Raw genomic sequence first — 24,392 nt, 5'->3', positions numbered from 1 at the left:
AGTCGTCATGGCCCTCGTCACGGCGCCAACAAAAGCCTGCGCTGTCAACCCGCTGAAGATGAGCCAGCCGATCGCCGCCGCATACGCGTTCATGGGGCTGCGCGGGGCGATGCCGCTTCTGCACGGCTCCCAGGGGTGCACATCCTTCGGGCTCACGCTCTTTGTCCGGCATTTCAAAGAAGCAATACCGCTGCAGACCACCGCGATGAGCGAGGTTGCGACCGTACTCGGCGGCTATGAGAATCTCGAGCAGGCGATACTGAACATCTATAACCGTACCAAGCCAAAGATCATCGGAATCTGCTCGACCGGGGTCACCGAAACCAACGGCGACGATGTGGATGCCTACCTCAAGCTAATCCGGAGCAATCATCCGCAACTCGCAAAGTTGCCACTGGTGTATGTCTCGACGCCAGATTTCAAGGGCTCGTTCCAGGATGGCTGGGAGAAGGCTGTTGCACGCATGGTGGAGGTGCTGGTGGACCGGCCCAGCGCCAATGGCCTGTGGTATCCATCGAAGGTGAATGTTCTGCCGGGGTGTCACCTGACGCCCGGCGACATTGATGAACTCCGTGTCTTACTGGAGGATTTCGGATTGTGCCCCTTCTTCCTCCCTGACCTGGCGGGGTCCCTCGACGGGCATATCCCCGATGAGTTTACGTCAACGACCATCGGCGGCATTGACGTCGACGAAATCGCGAGCATGGGGCGCGCAGGATGGACGATTGCAATCGGTGCTCAGATGCAGCGCGCGGCTGAGATCATGCAGGCTAAGACCGGCGTGCCTTTTCGCGTGTTCGAGCGGCTGTGTGGTCTCCATCCGAACGACGAATTCATGACGTTTTTGAGCGAGATTAGCGGCCGCCCAATACCCTTGAAATATCGACGCCAGCGCAGTCAGCTCGCGGACGCTATGCTCGATGCTCACTTCCATATAGGCGGTCGCAAGGTCGCGATCGGTGCTGAGCCAGACCTTCTGTTCGATCTATCGAGCATGCTGCACGATATGGGAGCGCAGGTGACCGTCGCCGTGACGACCACTCAATCGGAGGTGATCGAGCGGATCAAGACCAAGGAGGTGCTCATTGGCGATCTCGAAGATCTGGAAGGACTTGCCAAACAGAAGCGTTGCGACATGCTGATCACGCATTCGCATGGAAGGCAAGCGGCGGCGCGGCTGAAGGTGCCGTTCTATCGTACAGGTTTTCCGATGTTCGATCGGCTTGGCGCGGGCCACCAAATGTCCGTAGGCTATCGTGGTACCCGCAATGTAATCTTCGAAATCGCCAATCTCGTGATCGCGCATCGCGAGGAGAACGATCGTCCTACGCCCGATAGGTGGCGGACTACGCCCGGTCTGCCGCAAAGCTCTGGGTATCGCCGCTCCACCGGCGCGGCTGAAAGGCCAATTGCATGAAGGTCGCTTTTGCCACTCAGGACCTGAAACGCGTCGATGCTCATTTTGGTTGGGCAAAGAATATCGCAATCTACGATGTCGCGCCTGACGGTCATGTGTTTCTTAAAGCGATCGAGTTTGACGGTGACCTTAAGGAGGACGGCAGTGATGACAAGTTGGCGCCAAAGATCGAGGCGATCAAGGATTGCGCAATCCTTTACGTCGCTGCCATTGGTGGTGCTGCGGCTGCGCGAGTGGTGGCCAACAAAATCCATCCTATCAAGGTGAGCAAACCAGAAAGCATTCCGGTGTTGCTAGAAAAGCTCGAGCGGGTGCTGAAGGGCACGCCACCTCCCTGGCTGCGCAAGGTCCTTGCAAAGGACCAACGGCGAACGTTTGAGTTCGGCGAATGAGCTGACATGACCGCAAAAATAGAGCAGCAGGGCAGCGTGGTCGACGCACCATTCCTCATCCAATTGGTCAAGATTTGGCGTGCTCAGGATACCAACGGATCTTGGGAAGGGAAGAGCGATCTTGATCTGCTCGAACCCTATATCCTGGACAGGGAGAAACGGCGCGCATTGCCGATTATAGGTGATCCCGATCCCGACACACTGTGGCGGCTTGAGCTATTCTTCGATGCGGTCGCGCTCTCGATGGAGAGGGAGACAGGCGTTATGGTTCAGCCGATTCTGAAGCTGCATCATGAAGGCTTCGGGCGCATAGTGCTCATCGCAGGGCGCTTGGTCGCCGTAAACAAGCAGCTGCGCGATGTGCATCGCTTCGGATTCGATAGTCGCGTCAAGCTGGCTCAGGAGGGGGATAAATATGTCAGCGAGGGAATCGGCCTGATTCGGAAATTTCCGGACGTGGCGAACTATTGAGGATACTCACTCATGTGCGATCGTGAAACACTGAAGGCAGAACTAAAGAAAGTGTCCGCCAAGGCGATACAGGCCAAGATGGATCTGCACGACCTTTCGGAAGAATTGCCCATCAACTGGACGTCGATCATGGTTGTGGCGCAGAAGGCGTACCATGTCTACGCCGAGCTCGAGCGCAAGAGCCGCGAGCTGAAAGCACTGGAAAATACTTGAAGGGGCAATGGATGTCATTTGCAACGCGAGACGGCCGCGACTGGACGCCGCAATACCTGACCTCGATCGATGCCAAGAAGTGCATCGGCTGTGGCCGCTGTTTCAAGGTGTGCGGTCGAGATGTCATGACCTTGAAAGGAATCAACGAGGAGGGCGAACTTGTCAATCTCGACAATGACGAGGACGATGAAGTCGAAAAGAAGATCATGGTTCTAAACGATCAGGGCGCCTGCATCGGCTGCGGTGCGTGCGATAGGGTTTGCCCGGCCAACTGCCAGACCCACGTTTCAGCCGCAACCGAAGCTGCATGAGCGAAGGGGGATCGCATGAGGGGACGACCCGTTGGATCAGGTCAACCCGCAACCGAGACTCGCAGCGGCCGACTCGAATGGTCCCGATCTTCCACTGAACAGCAAGACGGAGCGAGCGGAGATATTGGCATAGGTCGCATAGGCAGCTTAGCTCCCAGGCAAGCCATACCGGCTGAGTGCGCCTGCTTGCGAGCCTGTCCCGTACTGCAGGGACCCCGTTTTCCCGAAAGGCGCCTGGCCCTGACGCGGGGAGGGCGATCGGTTACCTTCGTGGTCTTCAAGATTGCGAATTGCCGGTTTCCGAACTAGGGACTTTCCTACGGAGCCAATGGTGCCCATCTTATCCTGTGGCGTGCCCGGTTGGAGGATCGGCAGGAGCATAAGTCGCCCGAGGTGCACGGGCGTTGACATCTGTCTGCCCGATCATAGCCGATTGCGTTGAACCGCATGTGACGGCCGCACCTGTGTCCTCCGCAATTCTCCACTGGGGACCGGATCAAGCAGCCCGGAATTGGATGACGGTGCAATAGCCTATGCGAGTTCGTGGACGCCGCGAAAAAGGCACCGATCAGCAATTCTGCTCGCGAGCAGCTGATCCTCGATGGAAGGCTGCATTGGTCAATGTGCCTGCTCAATGGCGGCGGTCCGAGGAAAAGGATGGTGGCGCTGATCTGCGCCATTATCGGTCGCATTCTTGATGGATCAAGCACGGGCAATATCACGCGCCGTCAGCTTTCGATCGGTGACCAGCGGGGGCGTGACTCGCGTGCGATTGCGCAGCCGCAGTCTCCCAAATGCCGGCAGATGCTTCGGTCAGGTTGTGGTCAGTTAGGTTAAATATTCTCGCCGCGAGCTTGCGCGGCACGAGCTCAATTGCGTGCAATTTTGCCGATAGGAGAGCGATCTGATGTATGGCAGAATCGTTGGCTCATCCAGCCAATCCACAAGCGCTAGCCAAGCTGATGAATCGGGAGATAGCCCCCGCTTTGCGGAAACAATTGCAGGTATGGAGCCAGGTGGATCGTCATCTGAAACAAGGGCTCCATACTCTCTGGATTCCAAGTCGCCCATTGTAGAGATCAGCGAATATTCCTTCGACAAAGGGCTGAAGAAATTTTTGGGGGCAGACATCAGGCACATCGCGAGCAACCCGCAAGAGTACTCGGACTTCGTATCGGAGAAAGCTGAGCACGCAGCAACGGTTACTGGAAGCTATATCAACACTTACCATGATCCGGCTAGGCCCGCGCGCTTCTACAGCTATCCATTGGATGGCGAAACAGTTGGCCTGTTAAGAGTCGGAGGTCCGGTTCGGATTAAGGGAGAGGCCTTCCGGGAACAGTTTGGGCGCAACGATCTCACCTCCGTGGTAGACCTTCGGGTGACTCACCCCCTCGTCGAGAACGCGGGCGATATTCTGCTGGAACACCAACTGAGAAAGGATGGTGATTATCCGTTGATCTTGTCCAAACCAGCCCGGGACGGCATGGAACCCCGCCTAGAGAAAATGGGTTTTGAGCACGTGGGCCGAAATCACTGGGTGCTTGATCCTCACCAGCATCCTGAGGTGTGGACAAAGAATGAGAACGACGAGTGGCAGCGAGTAGGCAAGCCTACGAAGTACCTTGTCACGGCAGAGGGCGGTGATACTGCCCCTGGACCGGCCGTCGAGACGGACTTTTCCGACGAAGATGACCCGTCATTCTACTTGGAGCGCGCCCTTGCAGGGCAGCGCATAGAGTAAAGCAACCGCTAAACCTGAACGATCTTTCGAAAGCTGAGAGAGTGATATCGACACTCAGAGAAGTTTTCGAAAGGGAATTGTTGGACGATGACCCTTCATTTTGCTTGGAGCGCGCTTTTGCCGAACGCGCATGGAGTAACGTGGCTGCGCTAGCAGCGCTGGCCTGAAATGAGGGGCATGTGACCGTTCTAAGCGCGGGCGCAACGGTCTTAATTCAAAAGGGGGCGCGCGCTCGCCGCGTGCGCCCCAGCCGGCTGGAAGCGAGCACTCGACGCTTCTGCGAAGGCACATGCGATGCCGCGGGGGAGCGCCATCCGACGGCACCGTAGCCGGCCTTATGCAGCGTGGCCTCAACGAACAGCGACGACCATCCACCGCGTTAAGCAGTCCGGCAAAGCCCGAGCTCGAAAACTGCAAGTCTGCAGCTAGCATGGAGGAGATAAGAAGGCTCAATGTTCGTGCAAATTGGTCTGAATTATGCGCCCCGGGCAATGACGTCTGCTGCAATGCCGAAGTTTGCGCGTTGGATTACCAGAAACGCGATACGTCTCGGCACTCGTACGGTTATTGCAGGGGCGCTTGAACAGCAACAATGAAGCCTTGCAATAAAACGAGCGATGAATGCAGCACAATCCCATCTATGTGATTTGCAGCTTTAACGACATTCCGAGCCGCCAGGCTATGGGATTCCGTCTTGTAGTCGTCGATGATGACGGCAATCGCCGCCCGTGGCCCATCATTGTGGTGCGATGGGGCAAAAAGGTGATCGGCTATGTCAATAAATGCCCCCACAACGCCGTCAATTTGGATTGGGAGCTGAACCAATTCCTCGATCCATACGGCATCAGGCTGATGTGCGGCAAGCACGGTTCGACCTTCGAACTTGGCACCGGGCGGTGCGTCGAAGGTCCATGTCAGGGTAGAGCGCTCGCGCCGATCGCATTGGTCGTTATGGATGGTGACATCTGCGTCGTCGGTGTGCATCTTGTGGAAGACGATGCATCGGCCGACAACTGAAGACCGCGCTCAGACCGGCCGGTTCTCGTTGCGGTTTTTAACAGCCTCCATCCGCTTTAGTCCGTCGTCATACGAGATCTCCTCATGGGATAGATCGAGATGCTTTGTGGCATCGAGGAGGTAATCAAGCTTGCCGCCCGGATCGAGCTTCTTGATGTCGTCCTTGTTCAGCCCGACCAGGTCCATCAGCTCCTTCCAAACGGTGGATTCGTCGCACGGTAACACGTGGAAGTTAATATCGCCGAGGTTAACTCGGTACTTCGCCAGCAGATCGATGTTGTTGCAGAAAATGAAGTAGCTGCCGGTTGGGCTTAAGGCACCGTTGAGGACGGTTGCGACGTCAGCAAGATACGCGAAGGAATGTAAGTAGCCGGCCAGCACGGGAATAGTGCGCTCTCCGTCCTGCGCGATCGTCAGAACCTGCTCGATCGAATAGTCTGGCGGTCGTTTCTCGTCCGCGACCTGAGTCTGGAACTTTAGTGCGATGTCCCCGCGAAAGCCGAACCGGCCCGGCTTGGTGGTCGCGCCTTTGAGTACGGCGTTGAGAAGGCGGCCCTCCTTCTCGAGTCTGCCGAGTGCGGTGTTCTCGATTGCAGTCATTAAATGTGTCCTCGATCTAAGCTCTTCACCGATCCGTTGGTCGGTGCCAGACGCGATGCAAATTGCCTGCCGCCGCATGCGTAGCGGCCTTCAGCGCAGCTTGGAAAGAAAACGCCTCGGTGGTTGGGACCGCCTCAAGTAGCTTTGTCAGGATCCTGACAGCCGTTCCAACGCCGACGGCGCGAAAGTGAGCATCATTAAGCGTCTGCGCGCTGGCACGTGACTTGCTCTCAGCTGGGTCCAAGCTGACGAGGGAAAGACGTGATCAACCTGACCGATAGCGCAGTGAATGCGATCAAGAGCGCGATTTCATCCTCGGCGCGCCCGGCCGGTGGTCTGCGCGTCATGATCGAAGCAGGCGGCTGCAATGGATTCAAATACAAGATGGGCCTGGCCGAGGAGCCAAAGCCTGACGACACCGTGATCGAATGCGATGGACTGAAGGTGTTCGTCGATAACAAGAGCCGTGATCATCTGGTCGGCACGACCATCGATTTCGTGCTGGCACCGGAGAGCTCCGGCTTTACCTTTCACAACCCGAACGCCACCGCGAACTGCTCCTGCGGAAAATCGTTCAGCTGACGGAAAACATTGATGAGGTCAGGAGGAGAAGGAATTGAACCATGCCGGCCGAACCAGAACAAGTGAGGAGATCGTCTTTCACTACGAAGCGGGAGGGGCGCATTCGCTGCGTGCACGGCGAGATCCGGCCCAATATGCAAGCCGGCCGAGGCGACTGTTCGCTGAACAGCACGATAGCAGCGTGCTCATGGCGAGGCGGGCCGGTGCTGGCAGGTCGTGCAAGCTTTCGAGCGTAAGGTTAGGAGGCGTTCAGACGCGATTGGTAGATAAGAGCGGAGGATTGGATCGCCTAGCCCTCGTCGCTGCAGCAGGCGAGGTGGTGGATTGAGTGAAAATCGAGCGCTGATTTACCTCGATAACAATGCAACGACGCGGACTGATCCATCCGTCGTGCAAACCATGTTGCCTTTCTTCACTGAGCAATTCGGCAATGCCTCGTCAAGGCATGCCTTGGGCAGCGAAATCGCAGTCGCTGTGAGGCGGGCCCGGAGAAGCCTGAGCGGCCTGTTAGGTAGTGCATACGATCACGAAATCGTCTTCACCTCGGGAGGGACCGAGGCCAATAATGCCGCAATCCTCTCTGCGCTTGCGACGCAAGAAGGTCGAGACGAGGTGGTCACCACTTCGGTTGAGCACCCCGCCGTACTTGCGCTAACGGAGCAATTGGCGGCAAGGGGAATCAAGACGCGCATTGTACCCGTAGATGCTTGCGGCAGGCTCGACATCGAGGCGTTTCGCTGCGCGCTTGGGCCACGAACAGCGATTGCCTCGGTTATGTGGGCCAATAACGAGACCGGAACGATGTTTCCTGTGGAGTTTCTGGCCGGGTTGACCCGTGAGGCGGGCGCACTGTTTCACACAGATGCGGTCCAGGCGATTGGTAAGGTGCGCTTAAACCTAAAGGACAGCGCGATCGACATGTTGTCGCTATCCGCGCACAAACTGCACGGCCCCAAGGGGGTCGGCGCGCTATATTTGCGCAAGGGGATTAAATTCCGGCCGCTGATCTGCGGCGGATCACAGGAACGAGGGCGACGCGGCGGGACTGAGAATATTCCCGGAATCGTCGGACTGGGGAAAGCTGCCGGGCTTGCGGCGGAGCGGCTTGAACCCGAGCGCGTCCGCATTGGCGCGTTACGCGACCGCCTTGAGCAGGGAATTTTGCGCAATGGCGAGTGCGCTGTGCTCGGCGACATCGGCAATCGGTTGGCGAACACGACCAATATTGCCTTCGACCATCTCGAAGGCGAAGGCATTGCCCACCGTCTCAACCGGGCGGGCATCGCCGTGTCGCTCGGATCAGCCTGCAGTTCGGGCTCAATGCAGCCATCGCATGTTCTGCGTGCCATGCAGGTGCCGGCGTGGCGGATGCACGGCGCCATTCGCTTTTCTCTTTCGCGTGAAACCACCTTCGCTGAAGTCGATGAGGTCGTGTACGCAGTGTCAGATATCGTGGCTCGCATGCGCGCCACATCCAGCGTCACAGTCGGGGAGTAGACGTCGTGAAAATCATGATCCGCCGCTCTCCGGACGCGGGCCTGTCGATCTACGTGCCAAAAAAGGATCTCGAAGAGCCAATCGTTGCCTCCGAGTACGAGACCTTATGGGGGGGCTGGATCAAAGTAGCTAACGGCTGGGTGCTCGATTTGCCCGAGATGGCGAGCGACACACGGTTACCGATCACAATCGACGCGAAGAAGCGGGATGAGAACGGCGACGATCCGTGAAGGCACTCATGGACATTGGCGCCCGCCTGGGGACCGGAACCATTGGCGTCTATCTCGTCCTGGCATGACGGAATTGGATCCGATGTGCTGCGCCCCCCCCAGAGGCATCGGTCGCTTCCTTCCGGCCGGTTGACCTATCCGGGGGATCTTTGGGGAACGAATAGCTGTCGGTGCGGCATATCAAGATCAGCAAACGTCGGCCCGCCGCGACGGCATTGATGACGCAGGCATCGCTCGGTCAGTTGGGCCCAGGCGATTGCACCATCATCTTTGGCCCTCATTGCTGCCCGTCATAGTAGGGCGCGTGTCGCCCACTATTAGCCTTATGAAGTCCGGATCCCCCAGTTCGGATCCACCCAATTGGAAGCGGCAGCGCGTGAAGGCCCGTTTAGATGAAGCCGCATGCGGGCGCGTCCAGCGCGAGAGTAAATGCGCAAGCGATGGAGCTCTGAGTGAGAACGGCGACGCGTCTGTCGCTTTGCCGACAGGCTCATCATTGCTGTTCTTGCAAGCGCCAACGCTATCGTCGTGATAACTCGGTGGACTACGGTTGCGATCGCACATCCTCGCCATGGCATGCAAGTTGCTACGCAGCTTCCTGAAGCGCGCTCAAGAATGACCTGGGGCGATGATGCTTGCAGAGAGAATGGGAATGAACGCGGTCGTGGGACGCGGAAAGTATATCAAAGCTGCAGTGAATGGCGGAAACATCATGCAGCCCATCACCGAGCATAAGGGCTGCCGCGCTTCGGCCAACACCGGGCGGGCGAGCTGCGGCTCGCAGGACAGCCAAGGCGATCTGCCGATCGGGATCTGGGAAAAGGTCAAAAACCATCCCTGCTATAGCGAAGATGCGCATCATCATTACGCTCGCATGCATGTCGCGGTCGCGCCTGCTTGCAACATCCAGTGCAATTACTGCAACCGAAAATACGACTGCGCCAATGAATCGCGTCCCGGAGTGGTGAGCGAGAAACTCACCCCTGAGCAGGCGGCGAGAAAAGTGATCGCGGTCGCGACGACCATTCCGCAGATGACCGTCGTTGGCATCGCTGGTCCCGGCGATGCCCTGGCCAATCCAGCAAAGACGTTTAAAACGTTCGAGCTGATCAGCCAGGCCGCTCCCGACATCAAGCTGTGTCTGTCAACCAACGGAATCGCACTGCCGGACTATGTCGATGCCATCGTCAAGGCCAGAATTGACCACGTCACCATCACGATCAACATGGTCGATCCGGAAATCGGAGCCAAGATCTATCCGTGGATCTTCTTCAACCACAAGCGATACACCGGCATCGAGGCGGCAAGGATACTCACCCATCGCCAGCTGCAAGGCCTCGAGATGCTTAGCGAACGCGGCATTTTGTGCAAGATCAACTCGGTGATGATCCCCAACATCAATGATGACCACCTGGTCGAGGTCAATAAGGCGGTCACGTCGCGCGGTGCCTTCCTTCACAATATCATGCCGCTCATCTCCGCGCCCGAGCACGGAACAGCATTTGGCCTCAACGCTCAGCGCGGCCCGACGGCGCAAGAATTGAAGGCGCTGCAAGATGCTTGTGAAGGGCAGATAAACATCATGCGGCATTGCCGCCAGTGCCGCGCTGATGCGGTCGGTCTACTCGGCGAGGATCGCAGCGCAGAGTTCACTAATGATCGGGTGATGAAAATGGACGTCCAATACGACTTAGCGATGCGCAAGGCTTATCAGGAAAAGGTAGAGAACGAGCGCCTTTCCAAAGTTGCCGCCGACCAAAAGGAGCTTGCGGAACTTTCCGGAGACATGAGGGCGATCACTCTTCTGGTGGCGGTCGCCACCAAGGGCTCCGGATTGATCAACGAGCACTTTGGACATGCAAAGGAATTCCAAGTGTACGAGCTTTCCACATCCGGCGCCAAGTTCGCTGGTCTGCGCTGTGTGGAAGGTTACTGCCAGGGCGGCTATGGCGAGGAAGATAGATTATCCGCGATCATGCGCGACATCCATGACTGCCACGCGGTCTTCGTGGCTAAGATCGGCGGCTGCCCGAAAAGCAGTCTGATCGAGGCAGGAATTGAGCCAGTTGATCAATTCGCTCATGAGTTCATTGAGAAGTCGGCGATCGCTTGGTTCAGATCCTATCTCGACAAGGTGAAGCGCGGGGAGATCCAGCACGTGCAGCGCGGCGAGCCTGCGTGTCGGTTGGGAGATCGGATCTCTGCGGCGTAAGGAGAAATATGTGCCGTTCAAAATCATCGCCTCGCAGTGTACGAGCTGCTCAGCCTGCGAACCATTATGCCCGAACGTTGCTATCTCGGAGAAGGGGGGAAGCTTTGTCATTGAAGCGGCAAAATGCACCGAATGTGTTGGCCATTTTGACGAGCCACAATGTGTCGCCGCCTGTCCAGTCGACAATACCTGCGTGGTTGACACGTCGTTGCCTCGCTACCAAGCGCCAGCCTAAAGCGGGCGCCCTCATGAGCGGCATGCAAGGACCTGGTGCTGAATACGTCGCAAGCGCCGCCCGTTGGATCGCAGGTGCCGACGTTCGCTCTCCCTTATGGACGGCGATTCCTCTGGGTTACCCTGCGATAGTGCTGTTGCTGGTCGGCAGCATGGCTTGGCGGCATTTCGGCGGTTCGAGGGCGCGTCGTAATGCTGAGAGCGGCCTTCCAGGCCGCGCTCCCATCGTGGATGTGATTGACAATATCGCGCGCGGCCACGAAGTGATGCGGAATGTCGCCTGGGGGGCTATGCGGCGTCCGTGCATCTCTAGAGCGAGCGATGCATGAGGAGCGGTATATGAACATCATTCTTCGCGACAGCGACGTCGTCGAGCTAAGCGATCCGCCCGTCTTCAGCTTTGGCCAGAAGCTTCGAGCCAATCGCACCATCCGCAATGATGGCACCTATCCCGGTAAGGAGATTGGCGACGTCTTAGTCAAGAAGGGCGAGGTGGGTTACGTCATCTCGATCGGTACGTTCTTACAGCAATTCTACATCTACGGTGTAGAGTTTTTGGAAAGCGGCCGCCGCGTTGGCATGAAACGCAAGGAACTAGAGCCAGTGGATGCCTGCGAGGAGGTCGATGATTTGCCATTACCGGAGGAGTCATGACTAAGCAAGGTGTTACGAAATGTCGGCGGGGCCAGCGGGGCAAACCCGCCGCCGACCTCATCAAGGACCACTCATCTACCAATACGGAGCCCGACGGAGCTTTGCTCGCTGCCAGAACGACCCGCCAGACCGTCATCGATACTCTCAACAACGAAGCTTATGAGCCGATCTTTATTGTGCGATTTTGGTGAGGAGCTGCTCATGTGCTGGTCTTCAAGAAGAAATCAGAGTGCTTTGAATGGAGGCTTTCGTCATGAATGCCGCACTGATGAGGAAAGCAACGGGGATAGTTCCTCACCCCAACGAGCTTGATCGCAAACGGATCGAGCGCGGCTTGAGCGCGCGCAAGCGCTATCTCTACGTCTCGCCAAACGTGACGCCAGTGAGGGGCGGCTACCTCATCGAGAGTCCATGTTGCTCGCGCAACATCGACAAGGACGGCGCCTTGGTCGACGTCGCGCTGATTCTTTATGACTCCGTGAGCGGGATCTGGAAGCTGTTTCACAAGAATCACGCGGGGGGAGTCTGGGAGTTTTACAGCCTTTATCACCGCTTGACTCCTGCAATCGACGAGTTGAATGCGGATCCCGAGCGCCTGTTCTGGCAATGAGAGGCTGCCATGTCCGAGGGATAGAGGAACGACGATGGCGCTCACGACGGACGGATTGATCGAATTCGGACAACTGCATACTGCCGATGGCGCCGACATGGGTCACTTTGTCGAGGTGCGCCGCGGCTTTCCCCAGCTTGCTTGTGTGCGCTGTGATGCGTCAGATTTGTCGGATCAGCCGTTCCAACAGTGTCCTCGTTTCGATCTTCCTCTGCTCGATGATCGGACCACTGCGTGCAGATTACGGCCGACCGAACGCGAGCGACCGGGATCGTATTGGCCAAGATGAATGCTGGGCGGTGAGCACTGAACCAGCGGAATATGGCGTAGTGCATTTTAAGCCTTCCGATGAAATCCAAGAGGGTGTCGAATGGTCGAGCAGTGTTACGAGGCGCATCTGCAATCATGTGAAGGTGTCGGGTCGCTTTATGTTGCGCCCGACGTGACAGAGGTGAGTTGATCGCATGCTCCCGGTTATGTTGAGGTGCACTTCACGCGATCGGAGCACTGCGCCGTTATCGATGGTCAGCGCGGCACACGGGTTGAAACGGCGCCCATATTGCCCAAACGCTTGCACGCAACTAACCTATCGCCGGCTATCGGCGTGGCTACTCTCTGCTTGCGTAGAAGATAGCCAATCGCGTCATGTCGCTTCCATTTCACACCGGTCTCGCGAACAAGCAGATCGAGTTTATCGTCGAGACCATGAAAGATGTGGCGACAACGTGGGCGCCTGCGCGGCGATTGACTGAGATGATCGTCATCCAAGACAAAGAGTACGAGAGGTTCATTGGGGGTGAGTTTAGGTTTTGTCAGCGCAAGAGATGAGCAAGCGGACCAAGGACACCTGGTTTGTACGACGTTGCCGAGCGACATCGTGATCCGCCCAGTGCAGGAGGGTGCCGGCCGCCGAAGACAACGCATCTAGAAAGCCGCAAGAGAAATGTTCCAGGTGAGTGCGGAGAAGGCATGCTCGATCATAGAACAGCTCGGCGTGCAAGGCGCGGCTTGAGGCAGGCGCCAAGATGTCTGAAAGCGAGCACATTACAATCGAGATTGTCGGTGTCCAGCTCGTGATCGTTGCTGACCAAGATCGGGAATCGGTATGAACTCTCAAGAAGTCATCATCCACGTCCGCTTCGCGCCGAACGGGCGGGTGATACAAATCAGCGAGCGTCCAGCAAAGCTCAATCCGAACCAATGGTTTGATGTCCTCAACACCCGTGCGAGCTCGGCTTATCGGCCGCTCGCTCGGGGCCGAGGGGTTTTTCGGCTGAGCCGGACTGCGGTCGATGCCTTCAAGCAGGAATCCGCGGGGCCGGCATCAGCGCACTGATTGTCGGCGACTTGATGAGCGAGCAGATCGAATCAGTCCGACCGACGCATCATTCTGACCGAGGCCATGGGCGTTTAGCCCGATCTCGGATCGCTGCTATGGGCGAGAATGCCGACATTGTTGCGACTGCGCCGAATTGTAAGACGCGCCCGTTACGCATCTGGTGTGCAACTTGCTTTGGAGAATTTCGATGACAAGTGAGTGGTGAATGAAGGATGAGATCGGGATGACGGAAGAAGACGTTGGTATTGATCAGGAAGCGGTTTCGGACGCCAAGGTATCGATCGCTCATCCTCAGCGGCGACAACGACTATGCCGCCCTCTCATTCCGGCTGCTTTCGCAAGGCGAGTGGGAATCAGTCGTATCGATCGCCAATGGGGCGTTCAACCGTTAGAGGGTATGGGCGACTATGTGCTCACACCTCATCCCTTCAGATGAAGTCCACTATCGGAGAATAGGCGCGTGAATTCAGAAAACAAATGTGATCTTCCTCAGCTCTATAGGCATCATGTTTTCGCGTGCAACACGCAGCGTCCGCCAAGCCATCCGCACGGCAGTTGCGGCGCCTCGGGCGCGCAAGCTCTCTGGGATCGAATGGGCAAGGCGATCGAAGCGCAAGGTCTCAACGATATTGGCTTCACGACAGCGGACTGCCTTGGCTTTTGTAATACTGGTCCCTTGCTGGTTGTCTATCCCGACGGAGTCTGGTATCGCGCGACCACGCCTGAGGACGTTGACGAGATCGTCAACTCCCACCTCAAGCAGGGCAAACGTGTCGACCGCCTCGTGATGGTGCTCAAGCGAAGCTAGAGGCGTCGCTTGGGTCGCCACTTGCCCTGGCTAGCAAGCATGAACGGCTTGTTAGTCCATGAACCGGCATGTTTGGAGCTCAGATCATCTGATGTTGACCGGGCACCTTGCGCCCACGAGTCCGCTGACAGCAGGCCATAGAGCTTGGCGCGGCGTACCGTGTTTCTTCTATGCCAAAATGGGAAAATGGCTCCGTTGCAGCGCGCGACGAAACGGGCATATGATCATGTGCCGGGTTTATGTTTGTGTACTGTCACTCACGTGCCACGCGAGTCCGTAACTCGCAGCGGGCGCAATGCTGCGAATGGGGCACTCTCTTGCGAGCTGACGCGACGCGTCAGCTTGCTTCCTGCCATAGTGCGGTGAGAGTAGGAGATGGGCTCGATGAGCTCGCTGCGTCCGAGCTGATCAAACGAAGTCTCCTTTGGGACCCCGTTCTTCAGAACTTGTAAGCGACGCCGCCGCTGACGAGCCATGGATCGATATGTGCACGGCCGGTAACGGCAATCGCATTGTTTATGGCCGCCGAGTACTCCGGCCGCAGCCACAGTTTTTTCACGTCAAAGTTGAGGCCCCAGTGACGATCAAGCATGTAATCGAATCCGAATTGGATCGCCGCGCCAAATTGGTTTCTGAGGTGTAGATCGGTGACGGCAAGACCGGCGAGCGACGTGTTGGCTGCCGATTGGTTGAAGAATACAGTGTAATTGATGCCCGCGCCGAGATAAGGCTTGAGCGGCCCAAAATCGGTGAAGTGATATTGCAGGGTCAGTGTAGGCGGCAACAGCCAGGTTTTTCCGATATCGAGCCCAGTGAGCGCGCCATTGCCGCTGATGTGATGGTTAGTCACGCCGAGAATGAGTTCAGCGGCTAAGTTATTTGTGAAGAAATAGGTGATGTCCAGCTCTGGTATGACTTGATCGCTGATCGAAAGCCCAGAACTTGGTGATGAGAGCGATGGCGTCCCGGAAACGTTGACCGAACTGCCTGCGGTATCCGGCAAAACGCCGAGCACGCGCAAGCGGATCATCCAAGGGTTGCGGGGTTCAATTGGAGGCGCTTTATAGTAGACCGGCGCCGGATCCAGATCCGCACTACGTGCCGAGTTGCTGGCCAACGGGGTCGCTAGCGCGAGGACCGATGCCATCGCCAGAACTGCTCTTGCTTTCATCGAATTCTCCATTCCAAAGTCGCGCGAGATGTCGCGCAAGGTCTCTGTCACACATTGGGACTGCCGGAGGATTTGATATCGATCAAAATGAGAGCGGCGGTTAGTGCAATCATGCCTGTAAGTTGTATTAGGATCACACCGGCGAAGCGTGGTGATCTGTTCTGATCGTTAGTGTATCCGAGAGGTCGTCTGAGCCGAGGCTCTCGAAGCAGCTGCCTCTCGGCTTGGTGCTCTGATCTAATCCAAGCCGCGGAAGTCATGCGTGATAAAGCCACCGACTGCGGCGAATCCTCTCACGGGTCGCTAAGGCGGACGGGCGACATTCAAGCGTAATATTGGCGATGCCTCCCTACGGAGTAGGCACCTGCGCGGGGCGGTCTCAGCAGAGGCCCACTCTGTTACTGCTCGTGCAAGCCGCCAGTGGAGCACGTCATTCTTGGCATGGCAAACGCTCAGCGTTTCCTCACGTCTGCGGGCAACACGTGCGGTTTGCTTCTTGCAAGCATCCCTCGAGCTCATCGTGAGCCTTGCGGCCAAGTAGCGACAGCACGAGCCCATGATCGAGTCCGGCACATCGTGCCCCGTCTACGTCAATCAGCGGTCGTCGTATCAGGAGCGGATCGCCAGCCATCAATGCAAGTGCGTTTGCAGCATCGACAGAATCGGGGTTGACTTCGCCTGACTTGATACGAGGCGCGGCTCGGTTGAACCAGGAGCCGGCGGGCATATTGCGGAAGAAGCTGCGCAATTCGTCCGCATGCCATGGCTCCGTCAAGATGTCTTTGACGACCACGTCGTGGCCCGCGGATTGAAACGCTTGAATCTGACGCGCATTCGTGGCGCAGCCGGGCTTCTGATAGAAAATGATTGTCGCCACGGCAAACCTATGTACGCGTTGTGAGACGAACGGGTGGCACGGCGCTGCTGCATCCGGCTGCCCATTTGAAATGCTTTCTGATCATCTCCGATATCAGCGCACCAGGCGCCGTTCCGTAGTTGCAACCCTCGCCGCGGGTCCGCCAGGTTTCGAGCCCGACCGGCATGTTCATTCTCCTCAACTTGCCCCTCTTATCAGAGGAGCAGCAAGTTCCGTTCCACAACTGAGACATCGGAATAGGTGTCGTCAATTCGTTTTTTTTGGCGCTGATGTTTGTGGTTGTTTGTTCGATGTCCGACAGCCGCGCAGATTCTGTTAGATCCAAAACGGCCAACGATCACGCAAGAGCTGGTTAGCTTTTGGAAACGTAATCAGAAGCTTAAGGTGCGCGGCCAAGCGTTGGCACGGCCGTTGCTAATAAGCGGCAGCAACACTGAGTGAGGGCTGAGTGCAGGCCGACGCGTAAGGCGAGCGATGCGCTCCTTCCCTTCAACCCGTGTGGCCCCCGCTTCTGCGAGAGAAACAAGCTCGCGCGAGAAGCGCGAGCTTTTGGATAATCGGTTGATGGAGAGCAACATGGCTTCACTAAGACAAATCGCGTTCTACGGGAAGGGCGGTATCGGCAAGTCCACCACTTCACAGAACACGCTGGCGGCGCTAGCCGAGCTGGGTCAGAAAATTCTGATTGTAGGGTGCGATCCGAAAGCGGACTCGACCCGCCTCATTCTGCACGCCAAGGCCCAAGACACGATTTTGAGCCTCGCCGCGAGCGCCGGCAGTGTGGAGGACCTAGAGCTCGAGGACGTAATGAAGGTCGGCTACAAGGACATTCGCTGCGTGGAGTCCGGTGGTCCAGAGCCAGGTGTCGGCTGCGCCGGCCGCGGTGTCATCACGTCGATCAATTTCCTGGAAGAGAACGGCGCCTACGAGAACATTGACTATGTCTCATACGATGTGCTTGGCGATGTCGTTTGCGGTGGTTTCGCGATGCCAATCCGCGAGAACAAGGCGCAGGAGATCTACATCGTGATGTCTGGTGAAATGATGGCGATGTATGCCGCAAACAACATTTCCAAGGGGATCTTGAAATACGCGAACTCTGGTGGGGTGCGGCTGGGCGGCCTGATTTGCAACGAGCGGCAGACCGACAAGGAACTGGAACTGGCGGAAGCGTTGGCCAAGAAGCTAGGAACTCAGCTGATCTACTTCGTGCCCCGCGACAACGTGGTGCAGCATGCAGAGCTACGCCGCATGACGGTGCTTGAGTATGCACCGGATTCCAAGCAGGCTGATCACTATCGGAAGCTCGCGGCCAAGGTTCACAATAATGGCGGCAAAGGCATCATCCCGACCCCGATCTCAATGGATGAGCTCGAGGACATGCTCATGGAGCATGGCATTATGAAGCCCGTCGATGAATCAATCATCGGCAAAACTGCTGCCGAACTCGCAGCCTCGTAAAGGTCGCGAGTCGCGGCCTTGTGAAGGCGCGCGACAGATGCCGGTCTCCCTCACCATCCCGGGAGACCGGCATACTGACAAACGACGGTTGCCAAAACCAGGATGCGCCGTGACGAACCTTGCATTGTGAAGAACCACAGAGTTATGTCCGAGCCGCACGTCTTTCCGTTCGTGGCTGCTTGTGCTGTTGACGCTAACAGCCAGTCGCATAGGGGAATTACAACCTACCGCCTGCTCACCGGTAGGCATCCTGCAGATGCCGATATCGCCACGGATAGCAATTTCGATCGCCATGTTCTGGCGTCTATCCTAGCCGCTGCCACGATGGATAGTGGCTCCCTTCTTGAGAAGGTTGGCCTATCCGGCGTTGAATTGGCGGCCTTGCTGGAGCGGTACTTTCCCTCAACCGAGACCATGGCCGCGGAGCAGGCCTCGCCTTTCAGGTGGGAAGACGACGAGGAGATCGCAATGGTTCGCGATCTGTTGCTCAAGCAACGCTCAACCGAAGGGGATATCGGCCGCTGGCTGGCCGCGATGATCGCGCGCCGCGCCATTGAGCCGGACCATCTCTGGGAAGCTCTGGGCTTGCGCAATCGTGGCGAACTCTCTCTGCTGCTGAGCCGGCATTTCGCGCCGCTCGCCGCGCGTAATGTCAATAATATGCGTTGGAAGCGCTTCTTCTACCGCATGATTTGCGAGAATGAAGGCCTTGGGATGTGCACGACACCCGTGTGCACTCAATGTGACGACTTCAACGTCTGCTTCGGTGAAGAAAGCGGTGAGAGCCGGATGGCCGAGCGCCGGCGCGATTTTCTGTCGCACGCCGCAGCTTGGCCGGATGTGGCCAGCGGCCGGGTGTTTGCAATGCCTGGAGAGTCCGCAACCGCACCGTCATCCGAGAAGGCCTTGCCGGATTTGTAGGCCGTTCGTGGAGAGTGGATGCGAGGGGATGGCGTGTGTTCAAGGCGGCAGGATCGAGTGCTCCGCTACAATTCTCACATCCTAGTGCGCCGCAAGGAAGCCGTCGTAAAAGAAGGGAGGCGCGTTCTGTTTCGTAGCGCTGTCGCATTTGCCACAATCCATTTGCTGAAGAAGATCAGAAAAAGAGGCGTTAGCTTCTTCAATGGGTGGACTGTTACGACAGGCTGGCATGCTGGTTGCTGGAGTGTCGGCAGTTCAAACTATGAGGAGTTCCCGAGTGGTTGCCGCCAGCACCGCCGCCAAATCGGCTTGGTCCGATAAAACCATGCACCAACTCTACCGCGCTAAACGAGACGCCAGTACGCCATGGCCTGCAGGCGCCTGGCATTGCGTTCACCGGCGAGGAGAAGCTGGCGATTGCGCGGCCGCCGGCGTGGGGCGGAGTCACAAAGACTGCGGCGGCACGCCGTCATGGGCAATCAAGACACCGCCACCATCCGCGCCATCATCGAAGCAGATCTTCCGCTCTCTATCACGGGGCTGGTGCGCGGACGCGGGAAACCGGTCCCGACGTGGCGATCGAAACAAAGGCGGTCATGATCAATACGTGATCCCAACCGGCGATATCGAGACCGCCTCCAAGCTGTGTGGTCATCAGGACTTCGTGTGGAATGGGTGAAGTAAGTACTAGGATATCCCGGGGTTGGGAACATGAGGTCGCCGTCCATGATGAGAACTCCCTCCGCCCCGTCACCGATTTCTCATCAGATTGATAGGCACCGCAAAAGCCGCGCGCACGTCGCTTTAGTACTCAGATCCGCTCAGTGTGGGCGCCATTCAGAACTCCGAAGGAGAATGTTCGATGACCAACTCATCACCAGGAGCGGGCATCCTGGATCGACTCAGCAAAGCCTCATCGGCAGAGGATTTCTTTTTGCTGCTTGGGGTCGAGTACGACCCGAAGGTCGTGGATGTCGCGCGCCTTCACATTCTAAAGCGCATGGGACAATACTTCGCCCAAGAGCAATTTTATGGTGCCGCAGAGCCGGAAATCAGAGCTCGATGCAAGGCCATGTTGGAACAGGCCTATGCAGATTTCGTAGCATCGTCACCGATCCAGGAGCGAGTGTTCAAGGTTTTGAGGGATGCCGTCGTAGACTCTAGGAAGCCTGCGGCCTTTGTCCCTTTGAGCGAGTTGAAGTGACCGAGCATTCCACTGTAAGCGAAGTCTGCCCGACGGAGCCGAGGCACGAGCTTTCTATTTTCGGGGGCAAGTCTCTGCGGCCCTCGGCCCAGCAAGGACTGTCGTATTCCCGCCCATGTCTGAATTGTTTTGTTCGTGACTACGATATCAGCAGCTGTTTGAAGTGTCGCGCAAGCCATTACTTCCCACCGACTTTCAACCGTCTTTGCAACTGGTACGACACTTGCCTGATGTCCCGCTGATCCGATTATCAATGCCGACAGATGGTAGCGTCGGCGATGAGTTTGAAGGAGGAGCCATGATGCTGCTGTTACTGCCTGCCGAGCCGCCCTGCGCCATCGTATCGAGGCGCACGATCCCGGCAGATCCCTTCGCAACGGTCTCTGACGCGGTCGCAGTTTCGTAGCGACGGTGAGATGGTGGTCAATGAATAAGTGTCCCCTTCGCGCTACTCCTGTGGCGGGTATGCACAGCAGCATCCGCATCAAATCGACTCCCGATGCCGCTGAGATTTGTCTCCATCTCATGGCGGATAGAAACTACGCCACGAAGAGCGGTAGCATCGGCCCATACGGACTGCTAGCGCTGGAGGCGCGGCGAGCGGACTCATCAACCAGGCCTGGGAGCGGCCGGTTAGAATCAGCACGGCGTCCTGGCCAGCCGCGGTGGCGCTCGTCGAACCTGGCGCGCAAGGGTTCAGTTTGCAAGATCTCTCCAAATCCGGCCGAACGGGTACGTCTATTGCGACGACGCGTGTTGTTGTGCGACCGGTGCGAGCACGCAAGCGGGCAGAGCAACCAGCCACTTGCTGACCAAAAGTGAACTTCAGTTAACGGAGCGAAAAAGCAACCCGCGGCGCGGGCGCGCCTATCGTTGAGAGGAATTTAGAGTATGAGCAACGTCAGCAGAACGGCCATGCCACCCGCGGCCGGCCGCGGTGCAGCCAAAAAAGAACTGCCGGAGCACTTCAAGTCCTACAAGCACGTCTGGGTCTTCGTCGAGCTGGAGCGTGGCCAAGTGCATCCCGTTTCCTGGGAGCTCATGGGTGCGGGGCGCCGCCTTGCCGACAAGCTAAAGGTGAGTCTTGCCGCCGTCGTTATCGGCCCGGAGGGGCAGCACACACGTAATGCAGCACTTGAAGCGTTTTGCTATGGCGCCGATCTGGCCTATCTCGTGAGCGACAACGTTTTGTCGGATTACCGCAACGAGTCCTATACCAAAGCGCTTACCGAACTCGTCAACACCTACAAGCCCGAGATACTGCTGTTGGGTGCGACGACGCTCGGTCGCGATCTCGCAGGTTCCGTGGCGACGACTCTGTCGACGGGGCTCACTGCCGACTGCACCGCGCTGGACGTGGACGCCGATGGTTCGCTTGCGGCGACTCGTCCAACCTTTGGCGGCTCGCTGCTCTGCACAATCTATACCTTGAATTATCGTCCGCAGATGGCCACTGTCCGCCCGCGGGTCATGCCGATGCCTGAACGTGTTGTGCGCGATGCCGCTCGTATCATCGTTCATCCGCTCGGCCTTGTCGAAGACGATATAGTCACAAAAGTATTGTCGTTCCTACCCGACCGAGATGCAGAAACGTCCAATCTTGCCTATGCCGATGTGGTGGTTGCGGGCGGGCTGGGGCTGGGATCGCCTGAGAATTTTCGATTGGTGCGCGAGCTCGCAACTCTGCTTGGCGCTGAATATGGCTGCTCGCGTCCTCTCGTGCAGAAAGGGTGGGTTACGCCTGACCGGCAAATCGGCCAGACGGGCAAGACCATCCGGCCGAAGCTCTATATTGCCGCGGGCATTTCCGGTGCGATCCAGCACCGAGTTGGCGTCGAGGGCGCGGATCTGATCGTGGCCGTCAATACTGACAAGAACGCGCCGATCTTCGACTTTGCCCACCTTGCGATCGTCAGTGATGCCATGCAATTGCTACCGGCGCTGACGGCCGCATTTCGCGCGCGGCTTTTGCCAGATTCGCGCGCCAGGATTGCGGTCTAGAGGAGATACTGATGATTGAAGAGAGATTCGATGCGATCGTGGTCGGAGCCGGTATGGCCGGCAACGCGGCGGCATTGACGATGGCCAGACACGGTATGAAGGTGCTGCAGCTCGAGCGGGGCGAATATTCCGGATCGAAGAATGTGCAGGGGGCCATCCTCTATGCGGACATGGTGGAAAAGCTGGTCCCCAAGTTTCGAGAGGAGGCGCCGCTCGAACGTCACGTGATCGAACAGCGGTTCTGGATGATGGACGATCGTTCCCATGTCGGTATGCACTACCGTTCGGAGGACTTCAACGAGGAGCGGCCGAACCGCTACACGATTATACGTGCTCAGTTCGACAAATGGTTGTCTTCCAAGGTGCGGGAGGCTGGCGCGATCGTTCTGTGCGAGACGACCGTCACAGAGCTCGCGCAGGACGACCGTAAAAGGATCGTCGGTGTTCGTACAGATCGCCAAGACGGGGAAATACATGCCGACGTCGTCGTTCTGGCCGAAGGCGTCAATGGTCTGCTCGGCACGCGTGCGGGCCTGCGCGCGCGTCCGACACCCGATACCGTTGCGCTCGCCGTGAAGGAAATGCATTTCTTGCCTCGTGAGACCATTGAAGCGCGCTTCAACCTCAAGGGCGATGAAGGCGTCGTGATCGAGGCAGCCGGTACGATTTCCCGCGGCATGACCGGGATGGGTTTCATCTACGCCAATAAGGAGTGCATTTCGCTTGGCATCGGTTGTCTCGTCGCCGACTTCCAGCGCACGGGCCAAACGCCGTACGGCCTGCTCGATCAATTCAAGAGGCACCCGTCTGTGGCGCCCCTGATAGCAGGGTCGGAAGTAAAGGAATATTCGGCGCATCTCATTCCCGAAGGTGGTTACAAATCCATCCCGCAGCTTTATGGGGAAGGCTGGGTCGTAGTGGGCGATGCGGCCCAACTGAACAATGCCATTCATCGTGAGGGCTCAAATCTCGCGATGACCTCCGGCCGTATCGCCGCCGAAGCGATCGGACTGATCAAATCGCGCGGTGAACCGATGACTGCAGCAAATCTGTCAATCTACAAGAAGATGCTGGACGACTCTTTCGTCATCAAAGATCTGAAGAAGTACAAGGATTTGCCACCCCTCATGCATACCCACTCCCAAAATTTCTTTCTCACCTATCCGCAGCTCATCTCCAAGGCGATGCAGAACTTTGTGCGCGTCGATGGTACGCCCAAGGCTGAGAAGGAGAAGGCGAGCCTGAAATCCTTTGTCAAGGCGCGGTCATGGTCAGGTCTGGTCGGCGATGCTTGTCGTCTTGCCAGGGCCTGGCGCTGACCGCAACGTGTGATGCCCAACAATGGAACGCAAAAGCATGAACGTCGAACCCTCCGTGCGCGTTGAAGACAAGTTGTATTACAACCGCTATCTTGTCGACGTCGGTCACCCTCACGTCAGGATCCGTGCGCACAAGACGCCATCGCCGCAGCTCCTCGCACTTTTGAAGGCCTGCCCGGCACGATGCTACGAGCTCAACGACGACGGCCAAGTCGAGATAGCAGTTGACGGCTGCATCGAGTGCGGTACCTGCCGCGTGATCGCCGAGCCGACCGGCGACATCCAATGGAGCCATCCGCGCGGCGGATATGGCGTTCTGTTCAAGTTTGGCTGATGAGAGGACGCCGCAGTGGTGAGACCAAGTTTCGCGTAATCTCACCGTATCCGCGGCGCGTTCACCGTCAGTTGGATGGCGCCGGGTATTCGAGCAAGACACGTCATGGGGACGCTCCGCAAGGCATGACTTGCAGATATCGCACTCGTTCGGAAGCCGCAAAGGGCTGGTTGTGGCGCACTGAGTAGCGCCACAATGCCGTGGAGCGAATGGCAGAGGAAAGATCAGTCTCCCGCCTGAGGGGCGACAGGCCCAGCGGCCTCGATTGCGATCGCCACTGACTGTATGATCGCAGCAAAGCGCACAGCGGTCTGGATCGCTTCCGAATTCACGCCCGCGGCTCTCAGTGTCTTCTCATGGGCATCGATGCAGACACCGCAGCCGTTTATGGAGGAGACAGCAAGCGACCACAGCTCGAAGTCGGTCTTGTCTACGCCGGGATTGGCGGTCACGTCCATACGCAGCCGCGGCGGCATTGTCTTGTATTCCGGGTTGGAAGCGAGGTGAGCGAAGCGGTAGTAGACGTTGTTCATTACCACTACAGACGCCGCGGCTTTCGCGGCAGCGATCGCTACAGATGTCATCACGGCGGAGGCTGCCGATTCGACCGCGGCAATCAGAGCTGAATTGCGGGTGGCAATCGCGCTCGCCACCAGCACCCCGTATTTTCGTTGCGGCGAAAGCGTCTCATCAGTCACCAAGGAGGTCAAGTTAAGCCTGACATCCTCCGCGAAATCGGGAATCCTATCGTATATTTGTTCGATCGACGACAT

General features: G+C 57.5%; 28 protein-coding genes. 24 read left to right on the top strand and 4 right to left on the bottom strand.

All coding sequences use genetic code 11. The annotated features are described in order from the left end of the window. The first annotated feature begins 7 nt into the window (after positions 1 to 7). The 8 genes from nifN (at position 8) to XH84_RS00210 (ending at position 5,565) form a co-directional block, all read left to right on the top strand. On the top strand, positions 8 to 1,417 hold the full coding sequence (gene nifN, locus XH84_RS00245; RefSeq protein ID WP_128947965.1) for a nitrogenase iron-molybdenum cofactor biosynthesis protein NifN: 1,410 nt from the start codon (positions 8 to 10) through the stop codon (positions 1,415 to 1,417). Continuing rightward, positions 1,414 to 1,809, top strand: a complete 396-nt coding sequence (nifX, locus tag XH84_RS00240) for a nitrogen fixation protein NifX (protein WP_128947964.1) — start codon at positions 1,414 to 1,416, stop codon at positions 1,807 to 1,809. The genes nifN and nifX overlap by 4 nt, the downstream gene beginning before the upstream one ends. A 6-nt stretch (positions 1,810 to 1,815) precedes the next feature. After that, positions 1,816 to 2,280 carry a NifX-associated nitrogen fixation protein gene (locus XH84_RS00235; protein ID WP_128947963.1) on the top strand — a complete coding sequence of 155 codons (465 nt, stop codon included), beginning with the start codon at positions 1,816 to 1,818 and terminating at the stop codon, positions 2,278 to 2,280. 12 nt (positions 2,281 to 2,292) lie between these two features. Continuing rightward, positions 2,293 to 2,493: a CCE_0567 family metalloprotein gene (locus XH84_RS00230; RefSeq protein WP_128947962.1), complete on the top strand. Its 201-nt coding sequence runs from the start codon at positions 2,293 to 2,295 to the stop codon at positions 2,491 to 2,493. An 11-nt stretch (positions 2,494 to 2,504) separates the two neighbouring features. Beyond that, positions 2,505 to 2,804, top strand: coding sequence for a ferredoxin III, nif-specific (fdxB, locus tag XH84_RS00225; protein WP_128947961.1), 300 nt, complete (start codon positions 2,505 to 2,507; stop codon positions 2,802 to 2,804). A gap of 543 nt (positions 2,805 to 3,347) precedes the next feature. Beyond that, entirely contained in the window at positions 3,348 to 3,641 is a 294-nt protein-coding gene (locus XH84_RS39460) for a hypothetical protein (RefSeq protein ID WP_164937318.1), read from the top strand. A 70-nt stretch (positions 3,642 to 3,711) separates the two neighbouring features. Continuing rightward, positions 3,712 to 4,548: a host specificity protein gene (locus XH84_RS00215; protein ID WP_245471557.1), complete on the top strand. Its 837-nt coding sequence runs from the start codon at positions 3,712 to 3,714 to the stop codon at positions 4,546 to 4,548. A gap of 621 nt (positions 4,549 to 5,169) precedes the next feature. Continuing rightward, the gene (locus XH84_RS00210) at positions 5,170 to 5,565 is read left to right on the top strand and encodes a Rieske (2Fe-2S) protein (RefSeq protein ID WP_128947960.1); all 396 of its coding nucleotides are present in this window, start codon (positions 5,170 to 5,172) and stop codon (positions 5,563 to 5,565) included. A gap of 9 nt (positions 5,566 to 5,574) precedes the next feature. Here the strand turns inward: XH84_RS00210 and XH84_RS00205 are convergent, their stop codons facing one another. Beyond that, complete coding sequence (locus XH84_RS00205) at positions 5,575 to 6,165, bottom strand: hypothetical protein (protein WP_128947959.1); 591 nt, start codon at positions 6,163 to 6,165, stop codon at positions 5,575 to 5,577. A gap of 261 nt (positions 6,166 to 6,426) precedes the next feature. Here XH84_RS00205 and XH84_RS00200 point away from each other — a divergent pair, with 261 nt between their 5' ends. From XH84_RS00200 to XH84_RS00140, 10 genes are all read left to right on the top strand, one after another. Then, on the top strand, positions 6,427 to 6,747 hold the full coding sequence (locus XH84_RS00200) for an iron-sulfur cluster assembly accessory protein (RefSeq protein ID WP_128947958.1): 321 nt from the start codon (positions 6,427 to 6,429) through the stop codon (positions 6,745 to 6,747). A gap of 324 nt (positions 6,748 to 7,071) precedes the next feature. Continuing rightward, positions 7,072 to 8,244: a cysteine desulfurase NifS gene (nifS, locus tag XH84_RS00195; protein WP_128947957.1), complete on the top strand. Its 1,173-nt coding sequence runs from the start codon at positions 7,072 to 7,074 to the stop codon at positions 8,242 to 8,244. 5 nt (positions 8,245 to 8,249) lie between these two features. Beyond that, on the top strand, positions 8,250 to 8,474 hold the full coding sequence (nifT, locus tag XH84_RS00190; RefSeq protein ID WP_128947956.1) for a putative nitrogen fixation protein NifT: 225 nt from the start codon (positions 8,250 to 8,252) through the stop codon (positions 8,472 to 8,474). Positions 8,475 to 9,126: 652 nt separating this feature from the next. Next, complete coding sequence (gene nifB / locus XH84_RS00180; protein ID WP_164937317.1) at positions 9,127 to 10,686, top strand: nitrogenase cofactor biosynthesis protein NifB; 1,560 nt, start codon at positions 9,127 to 9,129, stop codon at positions 10,684 to 10,686. Between the two features lie 10 nt (positions 10,687 to 10,696). Further along, complete coding sequence (locus XH84_RS00175) at positions 10,697 to 10,921, top strand: 4Fe-4S binding protein (RefSeq protein ID WP_128947955.1); 225 nt, start codon at positions 10,697 to 10,699, stop codon at positions 10,919 to 10,921. Between the two features lie 338 nt (positions 10,922 to 11,259). Further along, positions 11,260 to 11,574, top strand: a complete 315-nt coding sequence (locus XH84_RS00170; protein WP_128947954.1) for a nitrogen fixation protein NifZ — start codon at positions 11,260 to 11,262, stop codon at positions 11,572 to 11,574. Beyond that, complete coding sequence (locus XH84_RS00165; RefSeq protein WP_128947953.1) at positions 11,571 to 11,765, top strand: nitrogen fixation protein NifZ; 195 nt, start codon at positions 11,571 to 11,573, stop codon at positions 11,763 to 11,765. Before XH84_RS00170 ends, XH84_RS00165 begins: the two co-directional genes overlap by 4 nt. 62 nt (positions 11,766 to 11,827) lie before the next feature. Continuing rightward, positions 11,828 to 12,184 (top strand): DUF3024 domain-containing protein, encoded by a 357-nt coding sequence (locus XH84_RS00160; protein WP_128947952.1) that lies wholly within the window; start codon positions 11,828 to 11,830, stop codon positions 12,182 to 12,184. A gap of 1,544 nt (positions 12,185 to 13,728) precedes the next feature. Further along, positions 13,729 to 13,959 (top strand): hypothetical protein, encoded by a 231-nt coding sequence (locus tag XH84_RS00145; RefSeq protein WP_128947950.1) that lies wholly within the window; start codon positions 13,729 to 13,731, stop codon positions 13,957 to 13,959. A 24-nt stretch (positions 13,960 to 13,983) separates the two neighbouring features. After that, positions 13,984 to 14,331, top strand: coding sequence for a (2Fe-2S) ferredoxin domain-containing protein (locus tag XH84_RS00140; RefSeq protein ID WP_128947949.1), 348 nt, complete (start codon positions 13,984 to 13,986; stop codon positions 14,329 to 14,331). A gap of 439 nt (positions 14,332 to 14,770) precedes the next feature. Here the strand turns inward: XH84_RS00140 and XH84_RS00135 are convergent, their stop codons facing one another. Both XH84_RS00135 and XH84_RS00130 read right to left on the bottom strand, forming a co-directional pair. Next, entirely contained in the window at positions 14,771 to 15,514 is a 744-nt protein-coding gene (locus XH84_RS00135; protein WP_164937325.1) for an OmpW/AlkL family protein, read from the bottom strand. Between the two features lie 451 nt (positions 15,515 to 15,965). Beyond that, positions 15,966 to 16,379: a thioredoxin domain-containing protein gene (locus XH84_RS00130; RefSeq protein ID WP_128947948.1), complete on the bottom strand. Its 414-nt coding sequence runs from the start codon at positions 16,377 to 16,379 to the stop codon at positions 15,966 to 15,968. 576 nt (positions 16,380 to 16,955) lie between these two features. Between XH84_RS00130 and nifH the strand changes: the two genes are divergently transcribed. From nifH to XH84_RS00100, 6 genes are all read left to right on the top strand, one after another. Continuing rightward, positions 16,956 to 17,840, top strand: a complete 885-nt coding sequence (gene nifH / locus XH84_RS00125) for a nitrogenase iron protein (RefSeq protein ID WP_128948000.1) — start codon at positions 16,956 to 16,958, stop codon at positions 17,838 to 17,840. A 144-nt stretch (positions 17,841 to 17,984) separates the two neighbouring features. Beyond that, positions 17,985 to 18,761, top strand: coding sequence for a nitrogen fixation protein NifQ (locus XH84_RS00120; protein WP_164937316.1), 777 nt, complete (start codon positions 17,985 to 17,987; stop codon positions 18,759 to 18,761). 862 nt (positions 18,762 to 19,623) lie between these two features. Further along, positions 19,624 to 19,965, top strand: a complete 342-nt coding sequence (gene nifW, locus XH84_RS00115; protein ID WP_128947946.1) for a nitrogenase stabilizing/protective protein NifW — start codon at positions 19,624 to 19,626, stop codon at positions 19,963 to 19,965. An 891-nt stretch (positions 19,966 to 20,856) separates the two neighbouring features. Next, on the top strand, positions 20,857 to 21,966 hold the full coding sequence (locus tag XH84_RS00110; protein ID WP_128947945.1) for an electron transfer flavoprotein subunit alpha/FixB family protein: 1,110 nt from the start codon (positions 20,857 to 20,859) through the stop codon (positions 21,964 to 21,966). A gap of 11 nt (positions 21,967 to 21,977) precedes the next feature. Further along, positions 21,978 to 23,285 (top strand): FAD-dependent oxidoreductase, encoded by a 1,308-nt coding sequence (locus XH84_RS00105; protein ID WP_128947944.1) that lies wholly within the window; start codon positions 21,978 to 21,980, stop codon positions 23,283 to 23,285. A 37-nt stretch (positions 23,286 to 23,322) separates the two neighbouring features. Then, positions 23,323 to 23,619 carry a ferredoxin family protein gene (locus XH84_RS00100; protein ID WP_128947943.1) on the top strand — a complete coding sequence of 99 codons (297 nt, stop codon included), beginning with the start codon at positions 23,323 to 23,325 and terminating at the stop codon, positions 23,617 to 23,619. 224 nt (positions 23,620 to 23,843) lie between these two features. Here XH84_RS00100 and ahpD read toward each other — a convergent pair whose 3' ends face one another. Beyond that, positions 23,844 to 24,392 carry an alkylhydroperoxidase, AhpD family gene (ahpD, locus tag XH84_RS00095; RefSeq protein ID WP_128947942.1) on the bottom strand — a complete coding sequence of 183 codons (549 nt, stop codon included), beginning with the start codon at positions 24,390 to 24,392 and terminating at the stop codon, positions 23,844 to 23,846.

The sequence above is a fragment of the Bradyrhizobium nanningense genome, assembly GCF_004114535.1.
Taxonomy (GTDB): domain Bacteria; phylum Pseudomonadota; class Alphaproteobacteria; order Rhizobiales; family Xanthobacteraceae; genus Bradyrhizobium; species Bradyrhizobium nanningense.
This window is presented reverse-complemented; position numbering and strand designations above follow the sequence as displayed.